A 19,050-nucleotide genomic window follows, 5' to 3' on the forward strand; every position below is an offset into this window, starting at 1 on the left:
CCATGTGTCTATCCATCCCCTCTCAGGTGGTGCAGCTGCACCCCGAAGATAACTGCGTCACCGTCGACACCCTGGGAGTGCAGCGGCGCGTCAGCTGCATGCTGCTCGAAGAGCCGCTCCAGGTGGGCGACTATGTGCTGCTCCACATCGGCTTTGTGATGAGCAAGATTGACGAAGAGGAGGCGCAGGCCAGCCTCGAGAGCTTCCGCCAGATGGTGGCCCTGATGCCAGAGCAGGATATCTTGCCATGCTGACCCTCAATGATCTCTTTCAGGGCTTTCGTCAGCCCGAGGTGATCCGCGCCCTCGCCGCCCAAATTAATGAACTGGCCAAAGATCTGCCCGAACCGCTGCGGGTGATGGAGGTGTGTGGCGGCCATACCCACACCATCATGAAGTACGGCCTGCACCAGCTGTTGCCCGCCAGCATCGAGTTTGTCCACGGCCCCGGCTGCCCGGTCTGCATCATGCCCAAAGAGCGCATCGATCAGGCTATCGAGCTGGCTCGCCAACCGAACGTCATTCTGGTCACCCTGGGGGACATGATCCGGGTGCCGGGCTCCAAAGGCACGCTGGCGCAACAGCGGGCCAAGGGGAGCGACGTCCGCCCGGTCTATGACCCCCTCGATGCGCTGCGCATCGCCCGTGAGAACCCGGAGAAAACCGTGGTCTTCTTCGCCATCGGTTTCGAGACCTCTACCCCGATGACGGCCGCCTTGCTGGCTGCCGCTGAAGAGCAAGGGGTCGAGAATCTGCTGTTTCATATCAACCATGTGCTGGTACCGCCCGCCATCCACGCCGTGATGGCCGACGGGGTGGCCAAGGTGAACGCCTTTATCGGCCCCTCTCACGTCAGCGTCATCACCGGCGCCGATATCTACCTGCCCATCGTCGATCGCTATCAGGTGCCGGTAGTGGTGAGCGGCTTCGAGCCGGTGGATGTGATGGAGGCGCTCTTGATGATGGTGCGCCAGAAGGTGGAGGGGCGCTACGCGCTGGAGGTGCAGTACAGCCGCGCCGTCACCGCCAGCGGCAACCGGGCCGCCCAGCGGCTGGTCGACCAATATTTTGAGACCCGCGAGCACTTTCGCTGGCGAGGTCTGGGGGACATCAACGCCTCCGCCCTGCGCCTGCGCGATGCCTTTGCCAGGCGCGATGCGGAGCGTCACTTTCAACTCAGTGAGACCCCCATCGATGACCACAAGGCGTGCCAGTGCGCCGATATCCTGCGCGGGCTGGCCAAGCCGAACCAGTGCAAGGTCTTTGGCCGGGGCTGCACCCCGACCCAGCCCATGGGCAGCTGCATGGTCAGCTCCGAAGGGGCCTGCAATGCCTACTACCGATATATGGGGATCCAATGAGAGAAATTCAGTTAAGCCACGGCGGTCGGGTGATGAGGAGAGATGAACCAGCCTGTTTCTGCAATCTTGTGGAGAACCAGACCCTATGAGAGAAATCCAACTTAGCCACGGCGGCGGCGGCGTCGAGATGAACCAGCTGATCAACCAGCTCTTCTTTCGCCACTTTGGCAACGAGATCCTGCTGCGCTGTGAAGATGCCGCCCTGTTGCCGGTAAGCGGCCCCGTTGCCTTCACCACCGACAGCTTTACCGTCTCGCCGCTCTTCTTCGAGGGGGGCGATATCGGCAAGCTGGCCATCGCCGGCACGGTCAACGATCTGGCCATGATGGGGGCCAAGCCCGAGTATCTGAGCGCAAGCTTCATTATCGAAGAGGGCTTCCCCTACGCCGATCTGGTCCGCATCGTCGAATCGATGGCGGCTGAGCTTGCCAAGAGCGGCGCCCGTATCGTCTGCGGCGACACCAAGGTGGTGCCCAAGGGGGCGGCCGACAAGATCTTTATCAACACCAGCGGGGTCGGCACTTTCCCGCTGCCCGAACAGAGCCGGGGCATCTCGGTGCGGAGCCTCAAGGCCGGTGACGCCATTCTGGTGTCGCGGGATATCGGCAGCCACGGCGCCTGCATCCTGATGGCCCGCGACGCCCTGCAACTGGGATCTGATCTCAAGAGCGACTGCACAACCCTCTGGCCGCAGGTCGAAGCGCTGCTAAAAGCTGGCATTGCCCCTCACGCCCTGCGCGACGCCACCCGCGGTGGCCTTGCCGCCGTGCTCAACGAATGGAGCAGCGCCTCCCAGGTGGCCATCGAACTGGAGGAGTCCGCCATTCCGGTGTGCGATCCGGTGCGGGGCCTGTGCGAACTCTACGGTTTCGAGCCCCATGATCTCGCCAACGAGGGGACCATGGTGCTGGCCCTGCCTGCCGAACAGGCGCAGGACGCGCTGGGCATCTTGCGGCAGTTCAACCCCAGCGCCAGCCAGATCGGCGTGGTGCAGGCAAGCAAGCGCCACAAGGTGATCCTGAACAACCCCTGGGGCAGCCGCCGTTATCTGGAGCTGCCGCAGGGGGAACTGCTGCCGCGGATCTGCTGAGCGGCCATGTCGTTCAGCCAATGACAGAGGGGAGTCACACCTCCCCATATCGGTTAAGGAGCCACCATGCACGAAATGTCTCTGGCCATGGCCGCCATCGATCTGGCGGCCGAACAGGCCACCCAGCGGGGCTTTACCAAGGTGACCGCCCTCTGGCTCGAGGTCGGCAGCTTCTCCTGTGTCGACCCGGACACCATTGCCTTCTGTTTCGAGGCGGCCGCCAAGGGCACTGCCGTCGAAGGAGCCCAGCTGCACTTTCAGCACCAGGCGGCAGAGGCCTGGTGTTACGACTGCAACCAGACGATCACCCTCACCGAGCGTGGGCAAGCCTGCCCCGAGTGTGGCGGATACAAATTACGAGTCGCGCAGGGCGATAGCCTGCGCATCACCGACATCGAGGTAAGTTGATATGTGTAGCGTATGCGGATGCGGCCAGGCGCGGATCGCCGGCCATGAGCACGATCATGAGCACGATCATGAGCATCATCATGAACATGGACATCACCATGAACACGACCATCATCATGCTCATGACGCCCATCACCATCATGACCACGAGCAGAGCGCGCCGCGCACCCTGATCATTCACCACCACTACCACCATCAGGGGGATGTCCATCACCACTACCACGGGGTGCGGGCTCCCATGAGCCATGAGGGGCATGATCACCCACACGATCACCACCATGATCACCCCCACGACCATCATCATGAACATGCCCACTCTCATGACCACGGCCATTCCCACGCGCATCCCCATGATCACAGCCATGACCATGACCATGACCATGACCATGACCACCAGCAGGGTGATCTGCACTACGGCAAAGGGGAAGCGGGATTGTCGGTTCCGGGCATGGGGCAGCGCCAGCTGATCGCCATCGAGATGGATGTGCTGGCCAAGAACAACGCGCTGGCGGCCCACAACCGCGAACACTTCGACGAGGCGGCCCAGCTGGTGCTCAATCTGGTATCGAGCCCGGGTTCAGGCAAGACCACTTTGCTGTGCGAAACCCTGCGCCAGCTGGCCGACAAGCGCCCTTGCGCTGTCATCGAAGGGGATCAGCAGACCAGCGCCGATGCGGATCGCATCCGTGCCACCGGCGTGCCTGCCGTGCAGATCAACACCGGCAAGGGCTGCCATCTGGACGCCAAGATGGTCCACGACGCCTGCCACCAGCTGCCCGCCAATGAAGGGGGCATCCTCTTTATCGAGAACGTCGGCAATCTGGTCTGCCCCGCCAGCTTCGATCTCGGCGAGAAGTACAAGGTGGCGATCCTCTCCGTCACCGAGGGGGAAGAGAAGCCGCTGAAATACCCGGATATGTTTGCCGCCGCCCAGCTGATGGTGATCAACAAGATCGATCTGCTGCCCTACGTCAGCTTTGATGTGGCCCGCTGCATCGAGAACGCCAAACGGGTCAACCCCTATATCCAGGTAATCCAGGTCAGTGCCACCACAGGCGAAGGGATGGATGCCTGGCTTAACTGGCTGGCCAGTGCCTGAACCGGTTAAACGCCGTTGCTAACGGTAGATAAAGAGAGGGAGGCTGATGCCTCTCTCTCTTGTTTTCTATGGACCTTGTCGGCCGTGCTATCTGTCCAGAGTGGCCAGCGCCTCACACTCGCGGCCCCTCACCCTGGCCCTCTCCCCAGGGAGAGGGAACCGGTTTGTGGATGCCGCGACTATACGACTCCCTCAAACCCCTCAGGGGGCTTCGAGCATAACAACCAACCATATTTTCAAACCCCCGAGGTTCTCCAAACCCTAAACCCCGAGCCTGGCGAAATGGCACCTTCTGCTCCCTTCTCCCCTTGCGGGAGAAGGGCTGGGGATGAGGGGAAACCAATCCTCAGGCCGCATTTTCAGCCAATACACTCACGGGCTGCACCTCACCAAAGCGCAGCACCCGATGGCAAACCTGGCGCAATAATGCCTGCTGGTGACTGAAGACAAGCATGCCAAGACCACGCTGCTCGCACTCCATCATCAACTCCCGCCAGAGCTGGCGCTGAATTTGCGGATCCAGCTGGGCGGTCACCTCATCGGCAATCAGCAATCGGGTGCGGGGATCGAGGGCGCGCAGCAACGCGATGCGCGCCAACTCGCCACCGGAGAGCTGACCGGGTTTACGACCGAGCCACGCAGGCTTGACCATAAAGCGGGCCAGCATGGCCTCATCGGGACGCCACACATCCCAGAGCGCCTGCCCGGTAGTGCGATAGGGATTGAAGGTGAGTTCCGGGTGCTGGGGCACCAGCTGGATGGGATTGTAGCCTTTCACCTGCTTAGGCAAAGGCTGCCCATCCAGCAGGATCTGCCCGCCAGTCCCAATCGGTTGCCAACCGGCCAATACCCGCCCCAGCGTGGTCTTGCCATGACCGCTCGGGGCAGAGATGCCGAGCCGCTCGCCCGCTTTCACCGTCAGCGATAACCCCTGCCAAAGAGCGCGTTCCCCCTGGGCAATATTGAGATTTCGTACTTCCAACATCAGGAAACCTCCGGCACAGAGAAGAGTGCGTTGAACTCCGGCAGCGCCTGCCAGTGGGCACGGAGCATCTCGCTCCCCTGCCCCTGGCGCAGATGGTGGCAGCTCAAGGTGTCGCTCACCTGCCCCTGATGCAGCGCCACGATGCGATCGGCAAAACGGGCCGCCAGTGCCAGATCATGGGTCACCCAGAGGATGCCGCTGCCCTGATTGGCCAATTCACGCAACTGGCCGAGCAGCTGGCAGGCCAGCCCCTCGTCGAGCCAGGCGGTGATCTCGTCCGCCAGAATGTAGCGGGCACCGCCAAGGGCCGCTGTGCAGGCCAGAATACGCTTGGCCATGCCGCCGGAGAGCTGGCGCGGATAGCTGTCCAGGGTGGTGGCGGGCAACTGGTAGCGCAGCAGTTGCTGGCCGAGCCGCTCGCGAGAACCGCTCTGACCGCACAGACGCGCCGCCCGTCCCAGCTGGCGCTCCACCGTCAGCAGCGGGTTGAGAGCGCTCACCCCCTGCGGCACATAGCAGAGGGTGTGGCCGCGCAGTCCGGCCCGGCTGGCGTCGCACAGGGGCACGCCATCGAGGAAGATGGTGCCGCGCATGCGCAGGTTGTCCGGCAGCAGGGTCAGGGCACTTTGCAGCAACAGGCTCTTGCCCTCGCCACTCCCCCCCACCAGCGCCACTATCTCCCCCGGCGCCAGTTGAAGGCTGATATCGGTCAAGAGCGGCCGCCAGCTGCGCCGACCCAGCCAGGAGTAGTGGGCCGCTTCTATGGTCAACTGGTCGAAGCTCAGCATTGTTCACCCCCAAACCAGAGTTGTTGCAGGGCGCGCGAGTCACCTGATCGAACAGCGGCGCCAGCCAGACTGTGCTGACGCCAGATGGCGCTTTCAAAACTCAGCATGGTTCTCCCCCAAACCAGAGTTGTTGCAGGGCGCGAGTGGCCTGATCAAACAGTAAAACCAACGTCAGCAGCATCAGACCGGGGAAGAGGGCCAGCCACCAGCCGCCACCGGCCAGATAACGCAGGGCATCGGCCAGCAGCAGACCCAGGGAGGCCTCGTGGGCCGCCAGACCAAAGCCGAGGAAGCTCAGCGCCGCGCTGTGCAGCACAGCATGGGGGAACATCAGCAGGGTGCCGATAAACCACTGGGGCAACAGCCCCGGCAGCAGGTGGGTACGCCAGCGGCGCAGCGCCCCCATCCCCTGACTGCGGGCCAACACCACGTAGTCGCTGCTGGCGATGCGCCGCGCCTCGGCACAGAGAATGAGCGCCAGCTTGGGCCAGTGGGTCAGTGCCACCGCCAGGATCACCCCGCGCATGCCCCCCCCCACGGTAAAGCAGATAAGAATCAACAGCAGCATATGGGGCAGCGCCAGCATGGCGTCGATCACCAGGCGCACCGCCGCATCGCATCGGGGATGGATAAGCGAGACACTGGCCGCCACCATGGCCAGCAGGCCGCTGCACAGGGCCGTGCTGATGCCAAGCTCCAGACTGGTGAGGGTGCCCTGAAAGGCGCGCAGCCAGAGATCCCGCCCCATCTGATCGGTCCCGAACCAGTGCACCAGCGAGGGGGGCTGCTGGCGCGCCAGCAGATCCATCGGCACATCCTGATGAGAGAGGCTCCAACCATAGCTGGCCAGCAGCAACAGACAGATCAGCGCAAAGCCAAGACGCAGCAAGGAGGGGAGCGGATTAAACAGCATGCACACCCTCCCAACCGCGGTTGATACGGGCCAGCAGCACCCGCGCCGCCGTGTTGCCCAAAAAAACCAGCAGGGTACAGAAGAGCACTATTCCCATCAGCAGGGGGATATCTCCCCTCAGCCCCGCATCCACGGTGGCCTGGCCGAGCCCCGGGTAGGAGAAGATCTTCTCGGCCAAGAGCGAGCCACCAATCAGCTCACCGAGGGAGGCAAACTGCAGGCAGAGCGCCGGGGTCAGGGCGTGGCGCAGCACGTGAAAGCGCAGCATGGGCCAGCCACCATCCCCCTGCGCGCGGGCATAGCGAATAAAATCGCTCGCCAGCACCTCGGCCACCCGCGCCCGGGTGTGCAGGGCGATATTGCCAAGCCCGAGCAGCGCCAGGGTGGTGACCGGTAGTAACAGATGGCGCGCTCGCATAACCCAATCTGCCTCATCGGCAGAGAGGCCCGGCGTCCAGGCGCAGCAGACCGGCAGCAGCGGCCAGTGCACCGCAAACAGGGCGAGCAGCAACAGGCCGACCCAGAAGGTGGGCAAGGAGGCGAGCAGATAGGCAAAGCGGCAGATAAGGCGATCGGGCCAGCGGTTGAGATAGCGACCGGCGCAGAGGCCCAGCAGAATGCCGAAACAGCCGGAGAGCAGCCAGGCCCCCGCCAACAGCAGGAAGGAGGCAGCAAAGCGCTGGCCAATCACCTCGCTCACCGGCGCGTTGTAGAGCATGGAGTAACCGAGATCCCCCTGCAGCACCTGGCTAAACCAGTGCCAGTAACGCAACCAGAGCGGCTGATCCAGCCCCCAGCGGGCGGCGATGCGGGCGTACTGCTCTGGCGGCACGTGCAGCAGATCGTTGCCGATATAGGCCTTGATGGGATCGATGGGGGAGTAGCTCAGCAACACAAAGGTGGCGACCGAGACCAGACAGAGCAGCCCTGCCAAACGCAGCAGGGCTTTCAGTGTTGCAGTCATCATGGTGGACGAACTTAGCGGCACGTCCACCGCCAATCCTGCAGGTTGTTGAGCAGTGACCAGCTACCGTGGATCTCTGGCGCCCCCTTGCCAAGGTCGATGCAGCGGTTGGCGAGATAAGTGTGCTGCACGTTAAGCAGCCAGGCCCAGGCCGCATCCCCCTGTACCCCGGCGCCACGCTTGCCATCCCACTCCACCTGCTGCCAGAACGGCACGGCAGCCTGCCAGTTCGGGGCATCCAGCGCCTGCTTGAGGTGGCCATCCACCACCGGATTCTTGTAATAGCCCGGGTTGTAGAACTCCACACCGGCGGAACCGCTCTGGTAGTGGTGATAGAGCTCCATGGGATCCAGACTCCCCCACCCCATCAGCACCGGATTGGCGTGCATCTCGCGCTCCACCTGCTCCCAGCTGCCGGACTTGAGGCTCACCTCGAGCCCGATGGGTTTGAGCATGGCGCGCACCGCTTCCGCCAGATCCCGGCGGGTGCTGTCACCACTGGTGTACCAGAGGGTAAAGGCGGCGCGCTGGTCGCCCTTGTAGCGAACGCCGTCACTGCCCATCTTCCAGCCTGCTTCGTCGAGCAGGGCGTTGGCATGGGCCGCATCCCCGTCCTTGAAGGCGGTGGCTTTATTCAGCCAGGGCAAGCCTTCTACCGCGCTGTAAGCGGGAATGGAGTGTCCTTCCAACAGCTGATCGGCCAGCAGCTTGCGGTCGATGGCGTAGTTGATGGCGCGGCGTACCGCCACATCCGAGGTCACGTCGTTGCCGATGGGATAGCCCTTGGCATCTTTTTTACCCGCAGCAGGAATGGGGAAGACGATACCGCGGTTCTCCACGCTTGGCCGCACCCACAGCTTGAGGGAGGCAGGCACGGTAGGCGCCAGCGAGGGGGCGATGCGCACCAGGTCGAGCTGGCTGCTCTGGGCGGCGGCATAGGCGCTCTCTTCATCGATAAAGACAAACACCAGCCGTTTGAAGTCATTGCTGCCGCCGGCGTAATGGGGGTTGGCCTCCACCACCAGCTGCTGGCCGGGCAGGAAGCTCACCAAGCGGTAAGGGCCGGCACCGACCGGATGGCGAGCATAGCGCTTGGGATCGTAATCCTGCTTCGACACTATCCCGAGCGATCCCAGCACGTTGACGAAGGTACTCTGGGGGGCACTTAAAGATATGGCAACCTCGGTAGGCGAAAGCACCTTGGCCGAGACAAAGTTGCCCATGTCGATCTTGCCGCCGCCCTGGGCTGCGCTGTTGTAGGTAAAGGCGACGTCTTCGGCGGTGAGCGGCGCGCCGTTGGAGAATGTCAGATCCGGCTTGAGGCGGATAAGCCACCCCTTGCCATCCTTGTTCGGAGTCACCGCTTGGGTGAGCACGTTCTGCCAGCTGAGATCGGCGTTTTGTTTGAGCAGCGGGCTGTGCAGCAGCAGGTAGCTACCGTGGCTCCAGCCGAGCAGCGGGTCGAACCCTTCGGTGGGTTCGGCTCCGATGGCGAGCTTGAGCTCGGCGGGGACGGGCTGGGCAGCCGGCGCCATGGAAGAGAAACCGCCCGAGAGCAGGGCCAGCAAGGCGGCCGCCGTGGCAGAGAGGCCTTTGCGGCGGGGGGCGTTGCTGCCTGAGTGGCAGCCAAAGCATTGAATGGTCATAAGATCCCTTGTTCGTTTTACCACTCACTATCGAAAAACAGGGGCACGACAGAAGCGAGTGAGGGGCCAAAACGGCCCCTATTCTAAACCTGATTGCAGATGAGACCTAGCGCTGGGTGTCGCCCACAGGATCGCCGCGCCGGCCGCTGAACAGGCGGCGCCGGCTCAAGTTCACGCCGCCCTCCCCCTGCTGCACCGGCAAAGAGTGCAGCATCTTGAGGGTGCTGCTCACCAGCGAGCGCCCCTCGTCGGCCCCCAGATGCGGGTCAATGGGAGACATGAGCGAGCAGGCCAGCAACTGCCCCGTCTCGGGCAATGCCCCCACCATAAAGGTCAGGTTGCCGCAGGGGAGCTGCAGGGCGAACCGATCGCTGCTGCCGCGCACCGGCCAGAGCTGATCCGGCCCCGGCAGCACTACCACGCTCAGCATCCAGGGGGTGAGCACGCAGCCGAGCCACTGCCCTTCAAACAGGGTGCATTCGGCCACGATGGGCATGGCCGGGTGATAGAACGGCAGGGCCTGCATCTCTTGCTGCGCGATCCGCTCGTACTGGGCCACCAGGCGCGGGGCAGGGTTCGCGGCAAAACCGGCAAACTCCTGCACCGGCTCTTGCGCGGCTTCGTTCACTGCCTCATTCACAATGGATTGCGCCATACACCCTCCCGCGCTCGCTCGGCCTTCTCCTGCTCGGAGAGCGCAATGGCCGGAGCACCCAGACTGGCCAACAGGGTCAGGATCCGATCCGTCGCCTCCCCCAACGCCGCCGCCACCACGGGAGTGAGGCCGATGCGAGGCTCGAGGGATTCGGGCTCGACCCCGATCAGGGTGAGCCGATTGGGGGATTCCCCCGTCATGTGCAGCGCCGAGAGCACGTCCGCCAGCCCCAGCTGATGGGGGGAGATCTTGCGACCGAACAGGGTCGGGATCTCCTCATCTTTCAGGGTCACCACGGTGCCCGGCGGATTGCCACTGCGCACCGCGTCCGCCAGTATGATGTGGTCGCGACTGGCCATCGCTTCGAGCAGCTCCATGCCGGCGGTGCCGCCATCGAGCAGCTCGATGCCGGGGGCGAAGCGGTAGTCGCGCTCCAGCCCCTCGATGATCCGCACGCCGACGGCCTCATCGCTCAACAGCAGGTTGCCCACGCCCAGGATCAGGGTGTTCATCACAGCACCTTCACCTGAGTCACGTCGCCGCTCTGGGTATCCACCACGTGCACCGCGCAGGACATGCAGGGGTCGAATGAGTGGATGGTGCGCACCACCTCCAGCGGTTTGGCGGGGTCAGCCACCGGGGTGCCTACCAGGGATTGCTCGTAGGGGCCGGGCTCGTCGTTGAAGTTGCGCGGGCCCGAGTTCCAGGTCGACGGCACCACCGCCTGATAGTTCTCGATCTTGCCGCCCTTGATGACGATCCAGTGGGAGAGCATACCGCGCGGCGCCTCTTCAAAGCCCACCCCGCGAAACTCCTTGTCCGCCGGGATCTCGGTCTTGATGTAGGCGGTGAAATCCCCCTTGCCGATGTTGTCCACCAGCGCCTTCCACTGATGAGACAAGGTGTCTTTGAGCACGCAGCAGCGCACCGCCCGGCCGATGATGCGGCCCAGGGTGGAGTGCAGCTGTTCAGTCTTGATGGCTGAACCGGTGAGCGTCTTGTAGAGACCGTTGAGCTGATCGAAGTGCGCCACCGTCTCCGGGTGCTTGGCGGCGAGCTTGACCAGGAGGTCTGCGAGGGGCCCCACCTCCACCACCTTGCCGTAGAAGGTGGGGGATTTGACCCAGGAGTACTTGCCGTCATCCTGCCAGCCGGTGTAGTTGGGCTCGGTCTTGCCCTCCCAGGGTTTGAGGGGTTCGTCATCCTTGTACCAGGCGTGCTTGTTGCTCTCGGCAATGCCATCCATCAGCCAGGCATCCTGATGGCTCTCGATGGGGCGATAGCCGGCCAGATCGCCGTTCTCGATGTAGCCACCGGGCATCAGGAAGCTGCCGCCGTCACCATCGGTGGGCAGCTCAGGCACGCTCAGGTAGTGCTTGGCCCCCTGCCCTAGGTTCAGCCACTCGGGGTAGTGCGCGGCTATGATGGCGGCATCCACCTTGTAGACCTGCTCGATGAACTCGCCGAGCCGGTCGATAAAGCTCTTCACGTAGAGCAGCCGCTCCAGGTTGAGCACGCTCGGTGCATCCAGGTTGATGGGGTTGGCCACCCCGCCCACCGCCAGGTTCTGGATGTGGGGGGTCTTGCCACCGAGGATGGCGACGATGCGGTTGGCATCGCGCTGGCACTCCAATGCCTGCAGATAGTGGGCCACGGCGATGAGGTTCACCTCCGGGCTCAGCTTCATCGCCTTGTGGCCCCAGTAGCCGTTGGCGAAGATGCCGAGCTGGCCGCTCGCCACCAGGGCGCGGATCTTGTCCTGCACCTTGGTCAGCTCGTCGGCGCTGTTGAGGGACCAGGTCGATACCCCCTTGAGCAGGTCGGCCGCCTTTTGCGGATTGGCCTGCAGTGCGGCCGTGATGTCCACCCAGTCCAGCGCGGAGAGCTGATAGAAGTGGACGATGTGATCGTGGATGTTGTGGGCCGCAATGATCAGGTTGCGAATGTACTGGGCGTTGACCGGCACCTTGGCGCCGATGGCGTTCTCCACCGCCCGCACCGAGGCGATGGCGTGAATGGAGGTGCACACCCCGCAGATGCGCTGCACTATCATCCAGGCATCGCGCGGGTCGTTGCCCTTGACGATCTCCTCCATCCCGCGCCACATGGTGCCGGACGACCAGGCCTTGGTGACGACGCCGCCTTCGATTTCACAGTCGATACGCAGGTGACCCTCGATGCGGGTGATGGGGTCTATGGTGATACGTTGGCTCATACGTTGGCTTTCCCTCGGGCCTGATAATCTTGGTGAACACGTTCAAGTGATGGCAGTACCGGCAAGAGCCGGATCAGCAGCAAATAGGCACACACCTCGATGGCGACGAAGCCCAAGGAGATCAGCACTTCCGCCGCGGAGGGGAAGTAGTGGTAGCCATTGCCGGGGTTGAAGGCGAGCAGGGAGTAGTCCAGTCGCCAGAGGGCGGCGCCCAGCAGCATGCTGAGGGCCCCCAGGAACAACATGCGCGAATCGCGGCGGCTCTTGTCCCAGTGGAACACCAGCAGCGGGAAGATCATCAGCGCGATCTCGCTCCAGAACATCAAGGCGTAGCGATCCCACTGGGAGAGGTACTCCGACTTGTCGTTGATGACGATCTCGGCAAAGCGCAGCGCCACGAACAGGATCAGGAAGATGTCGATCACCTGGGTCAGCTTGTAGAACAGCGGCTTCTCGTTGGGACCGCGTCCCGCCAACCCCGCCTGCACCAGGGAGCCCTCAAACACCACGATGGAGAAGCCCATGATGAAGGCGGTGAGCAAGGAGAAGACCGGCAGCAGCTCGTAGCTTTGCCAGAGCGGATGGATCTTCTCCCCCGCCACTATCATCAGGGATCCCATGGAGGATTGGTGCATGGTGGGCAGCAGGGCCCCCAGCGCCAGGATGAAGAACATGACCTTGTTGATCCGCGCGAGGGAGACCTTCCAGCCGAACTTCTCCATCAGCACGGGGGCAAACTCCAGCGCCATCACCCCGATGTAGATGGTCATGCAGACCGCCGTCTCGAACAGCACCGAGGAGGTGTTGAAGAAACCCGGAATATAGAAGTAGGGCAGGTTCCAGTAACGGCCGACGTCGATGGTGATGGAGAGGCCGCCCAGCGAATAGCCGAACAGGCTCGCCAGCAGGGCCGGTCGCACCAGGGGGTGATACTCGCCCCGATTGAAGACGTAGACCGCCCAGGCCAGCGCCCAGCCGCCGCAGGCGAAACCGGTGCCGATCAGCAGATCGAACGAGATCCAGAGCCCCCAGGGGTAGCCGCCGTTCAGATCGGTGACCGAGCCCAGCCCGAAGATGAGGCGTTTGAGGATCAGCATGCCGCACAGGATGACGAACGGCGCCAGCACCATGACCGGCCAGCTGACCAGCCTGCCTCCCAGCGGATGTGCCTTGTGATTACTCATGATCCTTGCCTCCCGATTGCTTGTCATGGCCCGCGTGCGAGTCATGATCGTCGCCATCCTGATGGTCCTTGGTGTTGCGGCGAATGAGCACCGAGAGCCCGGTCAGCACCACCAGCGGCAGCACCATCCCCTTGTAGAGGGTGTGCTGGATGTGCTCGGAGCGCGCCCCGGAGGAGAGCTCCGGCAAGTCAGGCATGTCGAGCTTGGTGTAGGGCACCCCGGCCAGCACCAGCACCTGGGTGCCGCCCCCCTCCTTCTCGCCATAGACGTAAGGCTGGTAGTTGGGTACTTCATGCAGGTAGGGATCGTTGGCGCTGAAGGTCTGACGCGGGTAGGCGTATTCGCTGCCCGGGGTCGCCAGCAGCCGGCGCTTGGCCTCGGCCATCAGCGCTTCGCGGGTGCCGAAGATGACGGCGCCAGTGGGGCACACCTCGACGCAACCGGGCAACTTGCCCTGATCGATGCGCTCAAGCCCCTTCTGGTTGCAGAGCTCGCACTTGTGGATCGCCCCGAACGGGTTGTCGTAGTCATATTTGGGCACGTCGAACGGGCAGCCCACCATGCAGTAGCGGCAGCCGGTGCAGACGTCCGGGTCATAGTGGACGATGCCGGTCTTGGGATCCTTGGTCAGCGCCTGCACCGGGCAGACGGAGACGCAGTTGGGATCGACACAGTGCATGCACTGCTTCTTGATGTAGGCATAGCCATCCACCAGCTGATCCTTGTGCTCACCCGTGCCGCTCTTCCACACCTGAATGATGTTGTTGGTGTAGGGGCTCAGCTTGTCGTTGTTGGACCAGGTCGCTTCCCCGGCCGGATTGGCCGGGTTGCCGTTGAGGCGCTGACACTCCGCCACACAGGCCTGGCAGCCGATGCAGAGGGTGGAGTCGTAGAGCATGCCGAGCGCGCCGGGAATGGGCGGCTTGTTCTCGGCCGCCGCCAGGGCACTGCCGGGGACGGTGGTGCCCGCCGCCAGCGCACCGACGGAGGCGAATTTGAGGAAGTTGCGTCTGTTCACGGTTACTCCTCCCGTGAGGTGTGCTGCCCGGCTTCATGGCGCTTTTGCTGGCGACCGAGCTCGCGCACCGTCATCAGACTCACCCCGACCAGCACCCCGAGCGCCCCACCGATAAGGCCGGTGGCGGTGGGCGACATGTGTCCTCCCTCCTGGATGGCCACGTCGGGCTTGTTCACCCGCGGGGTGGGATTCTCCACCTTGGCGAGCTGGAAGATCCCCTTGCTGAAACCCACCCCCTGCTCGTTGCAGCCGTAGCAGGGGTGGCCGATGCCCACCGGCCAGATGCCGCCGCCCACATCGCAGAACTCCAGGGTCGAGCAGTTGCCGTAGGTCTCCGGCCCCTTGCAGCCAAGATGGTAGAGGCACCAGCCCTGACGGTGGCCCTCGTCGCCAAACTCCTTGGCGAAGCGACCGGCGTCGAAATGCGGACGGCGCTCGCAGTTTTCGTGGATCAGCCGCTCATAGGCAAACAGCGGCCGCTTCTTGGCATCGAGCGCCGGCAGCTTGCCGTAGGTGATGTAGTAGGCGACCGTGGTGAGGAAGTTGTGGGGATTGGGCGGGCAGCCCGGGATATTGATAATCGGCGTGCCGAGGTTGCCGAGGGCCTCCTCCAGGCTGACGGCACCGGTCGGATTGCCACCGCTGGCGGGCACCCCGCCCCAGGCGGCGCAGGAGCCGATGGCGATGACGGCGGCCGCGTCACTGGCGGCGCGGCGAATATGGTCGACGATGGGCTCGCCAGCCACCATGCAGTAGATGCCGCCATCCTTGAGCGGGATGGAACCATCCACCACCAGCACATACTTGCCCTTGTAGCGTTCGATGGCATTGTGCTTGTTCTCTTCGGCCTGATGACCGAAGGCCGCCGAGAGCACCTCGTGGTACTCCAGCGAAATGGTGTTGAGGATCAGGTTCTCGATGGTGGGGTGGGTGGCGCGCAACAGCGACTCGGTGCAACCGGTACACTCCTGCGCCCCTATCCAGATCACCGGTGGCCGCTCGGGGCTGGTGAGCGCGGTGGCCATCTTGGCCACGGCATGCTGGCTTAATCCAAGGGTTGCGGCCATCCCGGCGCACAGTTTCATAAAGTCACGGCGATTAATTCCATGAGCCGATAAAAAAGTATCCTCGACCATTCTTTTTATTCCCGTAGTGAGCACTTGTTTGATAAATGCTTAATAGCGGAAATGCTAAGTACTCCCCCCCTGCCCCGCGTTGATCTCCATCAAGTGACGGAACATTATTCAAATAGAAAACTCATCAGCATGGATTTAAAAATTTCATATGTAGCATAGACTTAGAAAGCATGGCGTGAGCCTTCAAAATACCCACTAGGGGGTAATTTTACGTGTTAATGAATTTAATTCATTTAAATTACCCGTTAATTCGTGATGTTAAATAATCAGAATGAAAGCGTTGTCACACTATTTGACCCGGTCTTTATGTTACCAGCAATAGGCTATTTTACCTCGCCAAAAGTGGCTGACAATATATACCTTTATATTTGTATGATTATATGTAAACAAGCGGAATGGACGCGCGAACGATATTTATTATCAGCTTCTAAAATAGGCTCCTCTGCCTATTTCAAGAAATATCCCCCTTGCTTGATTAATTAACTGTCATCAACAGGGTATCTGCATTTCCCCCTATTCCCCCTCTTGCAACAGGTGGCCCACCCCCTCCTTCCCGGCTCGGCTGCGCCACCTGGCCGGTACAACTGGCGCCATTTGTCTCTATTAGTCAGTGATGACATAAAAATCTCTCCAACATCAAGCTGTTGAACAACAATTATCACTGAGCCCTGTGCGGGCTCTGCCCTTGGCGCTAAGGGCAAGGAACCCATGAAGTCGATGAGGATGACCGATGAGCAAAACCATACTGGTGGTGGATGATTCCGTGGGGATCAGGGCGGCCATCACCATGACGCTCAGCAGCGCCGGTTTTGAGGTGATTGAGGCCGGCGACGGCGAAGCCGCCCTCATCGAACTGGATCAGCGGCGGGTACACCTCATCATCTCCGATCTCAACATGCCCGGCATGGATGGCATGACCCTGCTAAGACGGGTCAAGGCCCAGCAGGCTACCCGCTACCTCCCCTTCATCATGCTGACCACCGAAGACTCCGAGCAGATCAAGCGGGAAGGATTCGAGGCCGGCGCCCGGGTCTGGCTCACCAAGCCGTTCGAACCGCTCAAGCTGCTGGACGATGTCTGCAAGGTGGTGCAGCCATGAGCCTGGCGATCGACACCCGGCAGACGCCGGTGACCGCCACCCTGAGCGGCGAGCTCAGCGTCATCACGCTGGGGGATCTGCAGGATGAACTGTTCGGTCTGCTCAATTTCTCGGTATTGACGCTGGATCTCACCCCGCTGGAGATGCTCGATGGCTGCGGTGCCCAGCTCATCGCCATCCTGCAGCAGGAGGCCGGCCAGCAGGGCAAGCAGCTGCGACTCGAGGCCGCTGAAGGCAGCCAGGCCCGCCATGTCTTGAGCCTGATGGGATTGTGGCCAGCCGACCATGGGGAGGGCCGCGTGGATGGACATCAATAAGGCCCGCGCCCTCTTCTTCGAGGAGGCCTACGAGCAGTGCGACAATCTGGAACACGCTCTGCTGGATCGCGACACCTATCCGGCCAACCCCGACACCTACAACCTGATGTTTCGCACCGCCCACACCATCAAGGGCTCGGCCGGCATGCTGGGGCTGGCCATGCTGGTGCGCTTCGCCCACGCCATGGAGAACATGCTGGAGCGGCTGCGCAGCGGCGAGATCGCGCTGGACGAACACCTCATCAACCTGCTGCTGGCCTGCAACGATCAACTGCGCGACCTGCTGCAGGGGGCCGAACACAACCCCGAGCTGCAGCAGACCGAGACCCAGCAGATCCTGGCCCTGCTCTCCCAGTTGCAAGGGCACCAGACCCTGCCCAGCCAGCCGCTGATCATGCCGGCTCCCGCACCGGTCAATCAGACGGATCGGCGCGCCTGGCACCTCTCCCTGCGCTTCTATCCCGCCCTCTATCAGGACGGCTTCGATCTGCTGGCCTTCATTCGCTACCTCGGCAACCTGGGGGAGATCCGCGTCATCCAGCCGGTCTGGCAGGAGTGGCCCCCGCTGCAACTGCTCGATGCCACCGAGTGTTTCCTCGGCTACGAGATTGGCCTGCTCAGCGCCGAACCGGCCGAGCGGATCCGGAGCACCTTTGATTTCGTTGCCCACGCTAGTCTCATCTGCCTGCTCAGCCCCCATCAGGATCTGGCGCAGTTTTCAGAACAGGGGCAAAAACTGGCGGCCTGGCGCAATGAGCCGCTCGCGGCCCAGCTGCAGCGCTGGGTGCAGGCCGGCGCGCTGAGCGAAGAGGAAGCGGCCTGCATCGCGCGGGGCGAGCTGACGCCCGGCGCGGCAAGCGCCGAACCGGCCCCCGTGGCTACCACCCCCTCAACCCCCCCGCCGCAGGAGGCCCCCCCACTGCAGGCCAGACCCGCACCACTGCGGGCGGAGGGGCACTACATCCGCATCGAGGCGGCCAAGCTCGATCGGCTGATCAATCGGGTCGGCGAGCTGGTGATCGCCACCTCGGCCACCACCCTGCAGGCGAGGATGAGGGGCGATGCGGAGCTCATCGAATCAGTGGCCATCGTCAACACCCTGGTGGAAGGGATCCGCGACGACGCGCTCACTTTGCGCATGGTGCCCATCAACGAGATCTTCAACCGCTTCCCGCGACTGGTGCACGAACTCTCCCAGCAGACCGGCAAGGAGATCCAGCTGCAGATCCGCAACGCCGATACCGACATCGACAAGTCGATGGTCGAGAAGCTGACCGACCCCCTGATGCACCTGGTGCGCAACGCCGCCGACCATGGCCTCGAGGAGCAACAGATTCGGCTCGCCGCCGGCAAGACGGCGCAGGGAACCATCACCCTCAACGCCTATCACGACGCCGGCGCCGTGGTGGTGGAGGTCAGCGATGACGGCCGCGGCATCGACCGCGACAAGATCCTCGCCAAGGCCCATGGCCAGGGGTTGCTGCCGGAAGGCAAGGTATTGAGTGAACAGGAGATCTTTCAACTGCTGTTTCTGCCCGGTTTCTCGACGGCCAGCGATGTCAGTGATCTCTCCGGGCGGGGGGTCGGGCTCGACGTGGTCAAGCGCAACCTGGAGTTTCTGCGCGGTGAAACCACCATCGACAGCCGGCTGGGGCTGGGCACCACCTTCAGGCTGAGACTGCCGCTCACCCTGGCCATCATCGACGGCTTTCGCATCGAGGTGGATCACGCCTCCCTGGTGATCCCCCTCGACATGATGGTCGAGTGCATCGATCTGCCGCCGGATGCCCTGCGCACCCCGGCCCGCCAGATCAACGTGCGCGGCGAGTGGGTGCCCTTCATCGTCCTGCGCGAGCTGTTTGCCCTGCCCCCTGCCGACGAACCCGAATTCGTGGTGATGGTGGACTATGCCGACCATCGTGCCGGCATCGTGGTGGATCGCCTGATTGGCGAGGTGCAGGCCGTCATCAAGCCGCTCGGCGAGCTGTTCAAGTCCCTGCGCTACGTAAGCGGCTCCACCATTCTTGGCAACGGCCAGCCGGCGCTCATCCTCGACGTTCCCCAGCTCATCCAGCTGGCCTGGCGGCGGGAACAACATGCGCTCCGGCAACAGACCGATGCTCTCTACAGCCTCAGAGATTGACCACACACCTTAAGCACATCAACGGAATTG

General features: G+C 62.8%; 20 protein-coding genes. 8 read left to right on the forward strand and 12 right to left on the reverse strand.

Annotated features, from left to right (window positions below; translation table 11 throughout):
* Positions 1 to 2 precede the first annotated feature (2 nt).
* From OKB87_RS02480 to hypA, 4 genes are all read left to right on the forward strand, one after another.
* Positions 3 to 254: a HypC/HybG/HupF family hydrogenase formation chaperone gene (locus tag OKB87_RS02480; protein WP_017784111.1), complete on the forward strand. Its 252-nt coding sequence runs from the start codon at positions 3 to 5 to the stop codon at positions 252 to 254.
* The gene (gene hypD / locus OKB87_RS02485; RefSeq protein WP_270826341.1) at positions 248 to 1,360 is read left to right on the forward strand and encodes a hydrogenase formation protein HypD; all 1,113 of its coding nucleotides are present in this window, start codon (positions 248 to 250) and stop codon (positions 1,358 to 1,360) included. Before OKB87_RS02480 ends, hypD begins: the two co-directional genes overlap by 7 nt.
* 85 nt (positions 1,361 to 1,445) lie before the next feature.
* Entirely contained in the window at positions 1,446 to 2,450 is a 1,005-nt protein-coding gene (gene hypE / locus OKB87_RS02490) for a hydrogenase expression/formation protein HypE (RefSeq protein ID WP_270826342.1), read from the forward strand.
* A gap of 66 nt (positions 2,451 to 2,516) precedes the next feature.
* The gene (gene hypA / locus OKB87_RS02495; RefSeq protein ID WP_118881073.1) at positions 2,517 to 2,858 is read left to right on the forward strand and encodes a hydrogenase maturation nickel metallochaperone HypA; all 342 of its coding nucleotides are present in this window, start codon (positions 2,517 to 2,519) and stop codon (positions 2,856 to 2,858) included.
* Here hypA and OKB87_RS02500 read toward each other — a convergent pair.
* Positions 2,836 to 3,210 carry a hypothetical protein gene (locus tag OKB87_RS02500; RefSeq protein ID WP_270826344.1) on the reverse strand — a complete coding sequence of 125 codons (375 nt, stop codon included), beginning with the start codon at positions 3,208 to 3,210 and terminating at the stop codon, positions 2,836 to 2,838. The two genes, hypA and OKB87_RS02500, sit on opposite strands and share 23 nt — an antisense overlap.
* Between OKB87_RS02500 and hypB the strand changes: the two genes are divergently transcribed.
* Positions 3,097 to 3,957 carry a hydrogenase nickel incorporation protein HypB gene (gene hypB, locus OKB87_RS02505; RefSeq protein WP_257688467.1) on the forward strand — a complete coding sequence of 287 codons (861 nt, stop codon included), beginning with the start codon at positions 3,097 to 3,099 and terminating at the stop codon, positions 3,955 to 3,957. The genes OKB87_RS02500 and hypB overlap by 114 nt on opposite strands.
* Before the next feature lie 346 nt (positions 3,958 to 4,303).
* Here the strand turns inward: hypB and OKB87_RS02510 are convergent, their stop codons facing one another.
* The 11 genes from OKB87_RS02510 to hybO all read right to left on the reverse strand — a co-directional run bounded on the left by OKB87_RS02510 (position 4,304) and on the right by hybO (position 15,461).
* Positions 4,304 to 4,942: an ATP-binding cassette domain-containing protein gene (locus tag OKB87_RS02510; protein WP_270826345.1), complete on the reverse strand. Its 639-nt coding sequence runs from the start codon at positions 4,940 to 4,942 to the stop codon at positions 4,304 to 4,306.
* Entirely contained in the window at positions 4,942 to 5,730 is a 789-nt protein-coding gene (locus tag OKB87_RS02515; protein ID WP_103259965.1) for an ATP-binding cassette domain-containing protein, read from the reverse strand. Before OKB87_RS02515 ends, OKB87_RS02510 begins: the two co-directional genes overlap by 1 nt.
* 100 nt (positions 5,731 to 5,830) lie before the next feature.
* Positions 5,831 to 6,643, reverse strand: a complete 813-nt coding sequence (locus OKB87_RS02520; protein WP_270826346.1) for an ABC transporter permease — start codon at positions 6,641 to 6,643, stop codon at positions 5,831 to 5,833.
* Positions 6,633 to 7,637 carry an ABC transporter permease gene (locus tag OKB87_RS02525; protein WP_429075991.1) on the reverse strand — a complete coding sequence of 335 codons (1,005 nt, stop codon included), beginning with the start codon at positions 7,635 to 7,637 and terminating at the stop codon, positions 6,633 to 6,635. Before OKB87_RS02525 ends, OKB87_RS02520 begins: the two co-directional genes overlap by 11 nt.
* Entirely contained in the window at positions 7,622 to 9,253 is a 1,632-nt protein-coding gene (locus OKB87_RS02530) for an ABC transporter substrate-binding protein (RefSeq protein WP_270826348.1), read from the reverse strand. Before OKB87_RS02530 ends, OKB87_RS02525 begins: the two co-directional genes overlap by 16 nt.
* A gap of 106 nt (positions 9,254 to 9,359) precedes the next feature.
* Positions 9,360 to 9,908: a hydrogenase-2 assembly chaperone gene (gene hybE, locus OKB87_RS02535; protein WP_270826349.1), complete on the reverse strand. Its 549-nt coding sequence runs from the start codon at positions 9,906 to 9,908 to the stop codon at positions 9,360 to 9,362.
* Positions 9,890 to 10,420 carry a HyaD/HybD family hydrogenase maturation endopeptidase gene (locus tag OKB87_RS02540; protein ID WP_270826350.1) on the reverse strand — a complete coding sequence of 177 codons (531 nt, stop codon included), beginning with the start codon at positions 10,418 to 10,420 and terminating at the stop codon, positions 9,890 to 9,892. Before OKB87_RS02540 ends, hybE begins: the two co-directional genes overlap by 19 nt.
* Positions 10,420 to 12,123, reverse strand: coding sequence for a hydrogenase 2 large subunit (hybC, locus tag OKB87_RS02545; protein WP_270826351.1), 1,704 nt, complete (start codon positions 12,121 to 12,123; stop codon positions 10,420 to 10,422). Before hybC ends, OKB87_RS02540 begins: the two co-directional genes overlap by 1 nt.
* Positions 12,120 to 13,307 (reverse strand): Ni/Fe-hydrogenase cytochrome b subunit, encoded by a 1,188-nt coding sequence (gene hybB / locus OKB87_RS02550; RefSeq protein WP_011706348.1) that lies wholly within the window; start codon positions 13,305 to 13,307, stop codon positions 12,120 to 12,122. Before hybB ends, hybC begins: the two co-directional genes overlap by 4 nt.
* Positions 13,300 to 14,325 carry a hydrogenase 2 operon protein HybA gene (gene hybA, locus OKB87_RS02555; RefSeq protein WP_270826352.1) on the reverse strand — a complete coding sequence of 342 codons (1,026 nt, stop codon included), beginning with the start codon at positions 14,323 to 14,325 and terminating at the stop codon, positions 13,300 to 13,302. Before hybA ends, hybB begins: the two co-directional genes overlap by 8 nt.
* Positions 14,326 to 14,327: 2 nt before the next feature.
* The gene (gene hybO, locus OKB87_RS02560) at positions 14,328 to 15,461 is read right to left on the reverse strand and encodes a hydrogenase 2 small subunit (RefSeq protein ID WP_201888946.1); all 1,134 of its coding nucleotides are present in this window, start codon (positions 15,459 to 15,461) and stop codon (positions 14,328 to 14,330) included.
* A gap of 730 nt (positions 15,462 to 16,191) precedes the next feature.
* Here hybO and OKB87_RS02565 point away from each other — a divergent pair.
* The 3 genes from OKB87_RS02565 to OKB87_RS02575 are packed head-to-tail and all read left to right on the forward strand — an operon-like array spanning position 16,192 to position 19,020.
* Positions 16,192 to 16,560, forward strand: a complete 369-nt coding sequence (locus OKB87_RS02565; protein ID WP_270826353.1) for a response regulator — start codon at positions 16,192 to 16,194, stop codon at positions 16,558 to 16,560.
* Positions 16,557 to 16,877, forward strand: a complete 321-nt coding sequence (locus OKB87_RS02570) for an STAS domain-containing protein (RefSeq protein WP_139393648.1) — start codon at positions 16,557 to 16,559, stop codon at positions 16,875 to 16,877. Before OKB87_RS02565 ends, OKB87_RS02570 begins: the two co-directional genes overlap by 4 nt.
* Positions 16,864 to 19,020: a chemotaxis protein CheA gene (locus tag OKB87_RS02575; protein ID WP_270826354.1), complete on the forward strand. Its 2,157-nt coding sequence runs from the start codon at positions 16,864 to 16,866 to the stop codon at positions 19,018 to 19,020. The genes OKB87_RS02570 and OKB87_RS02575 overlap by 14 nt, the downstream gene beginning before the upstream one ends.
* The last annotated feature ends 30 nt before the right edge of the window (positions 19,021 to 19,050 follow it).

Origin of the sequence: Aeromonas sp. Y318-1, assembly GCF_027706125.1 — a bacterium.
Lineage (GTDB): Bacteria > Pseudomonadota > Gammaproteobacteria > Enterobacterales > Aeromonadaceae > Aeromonas > Aeromonas hydrophila.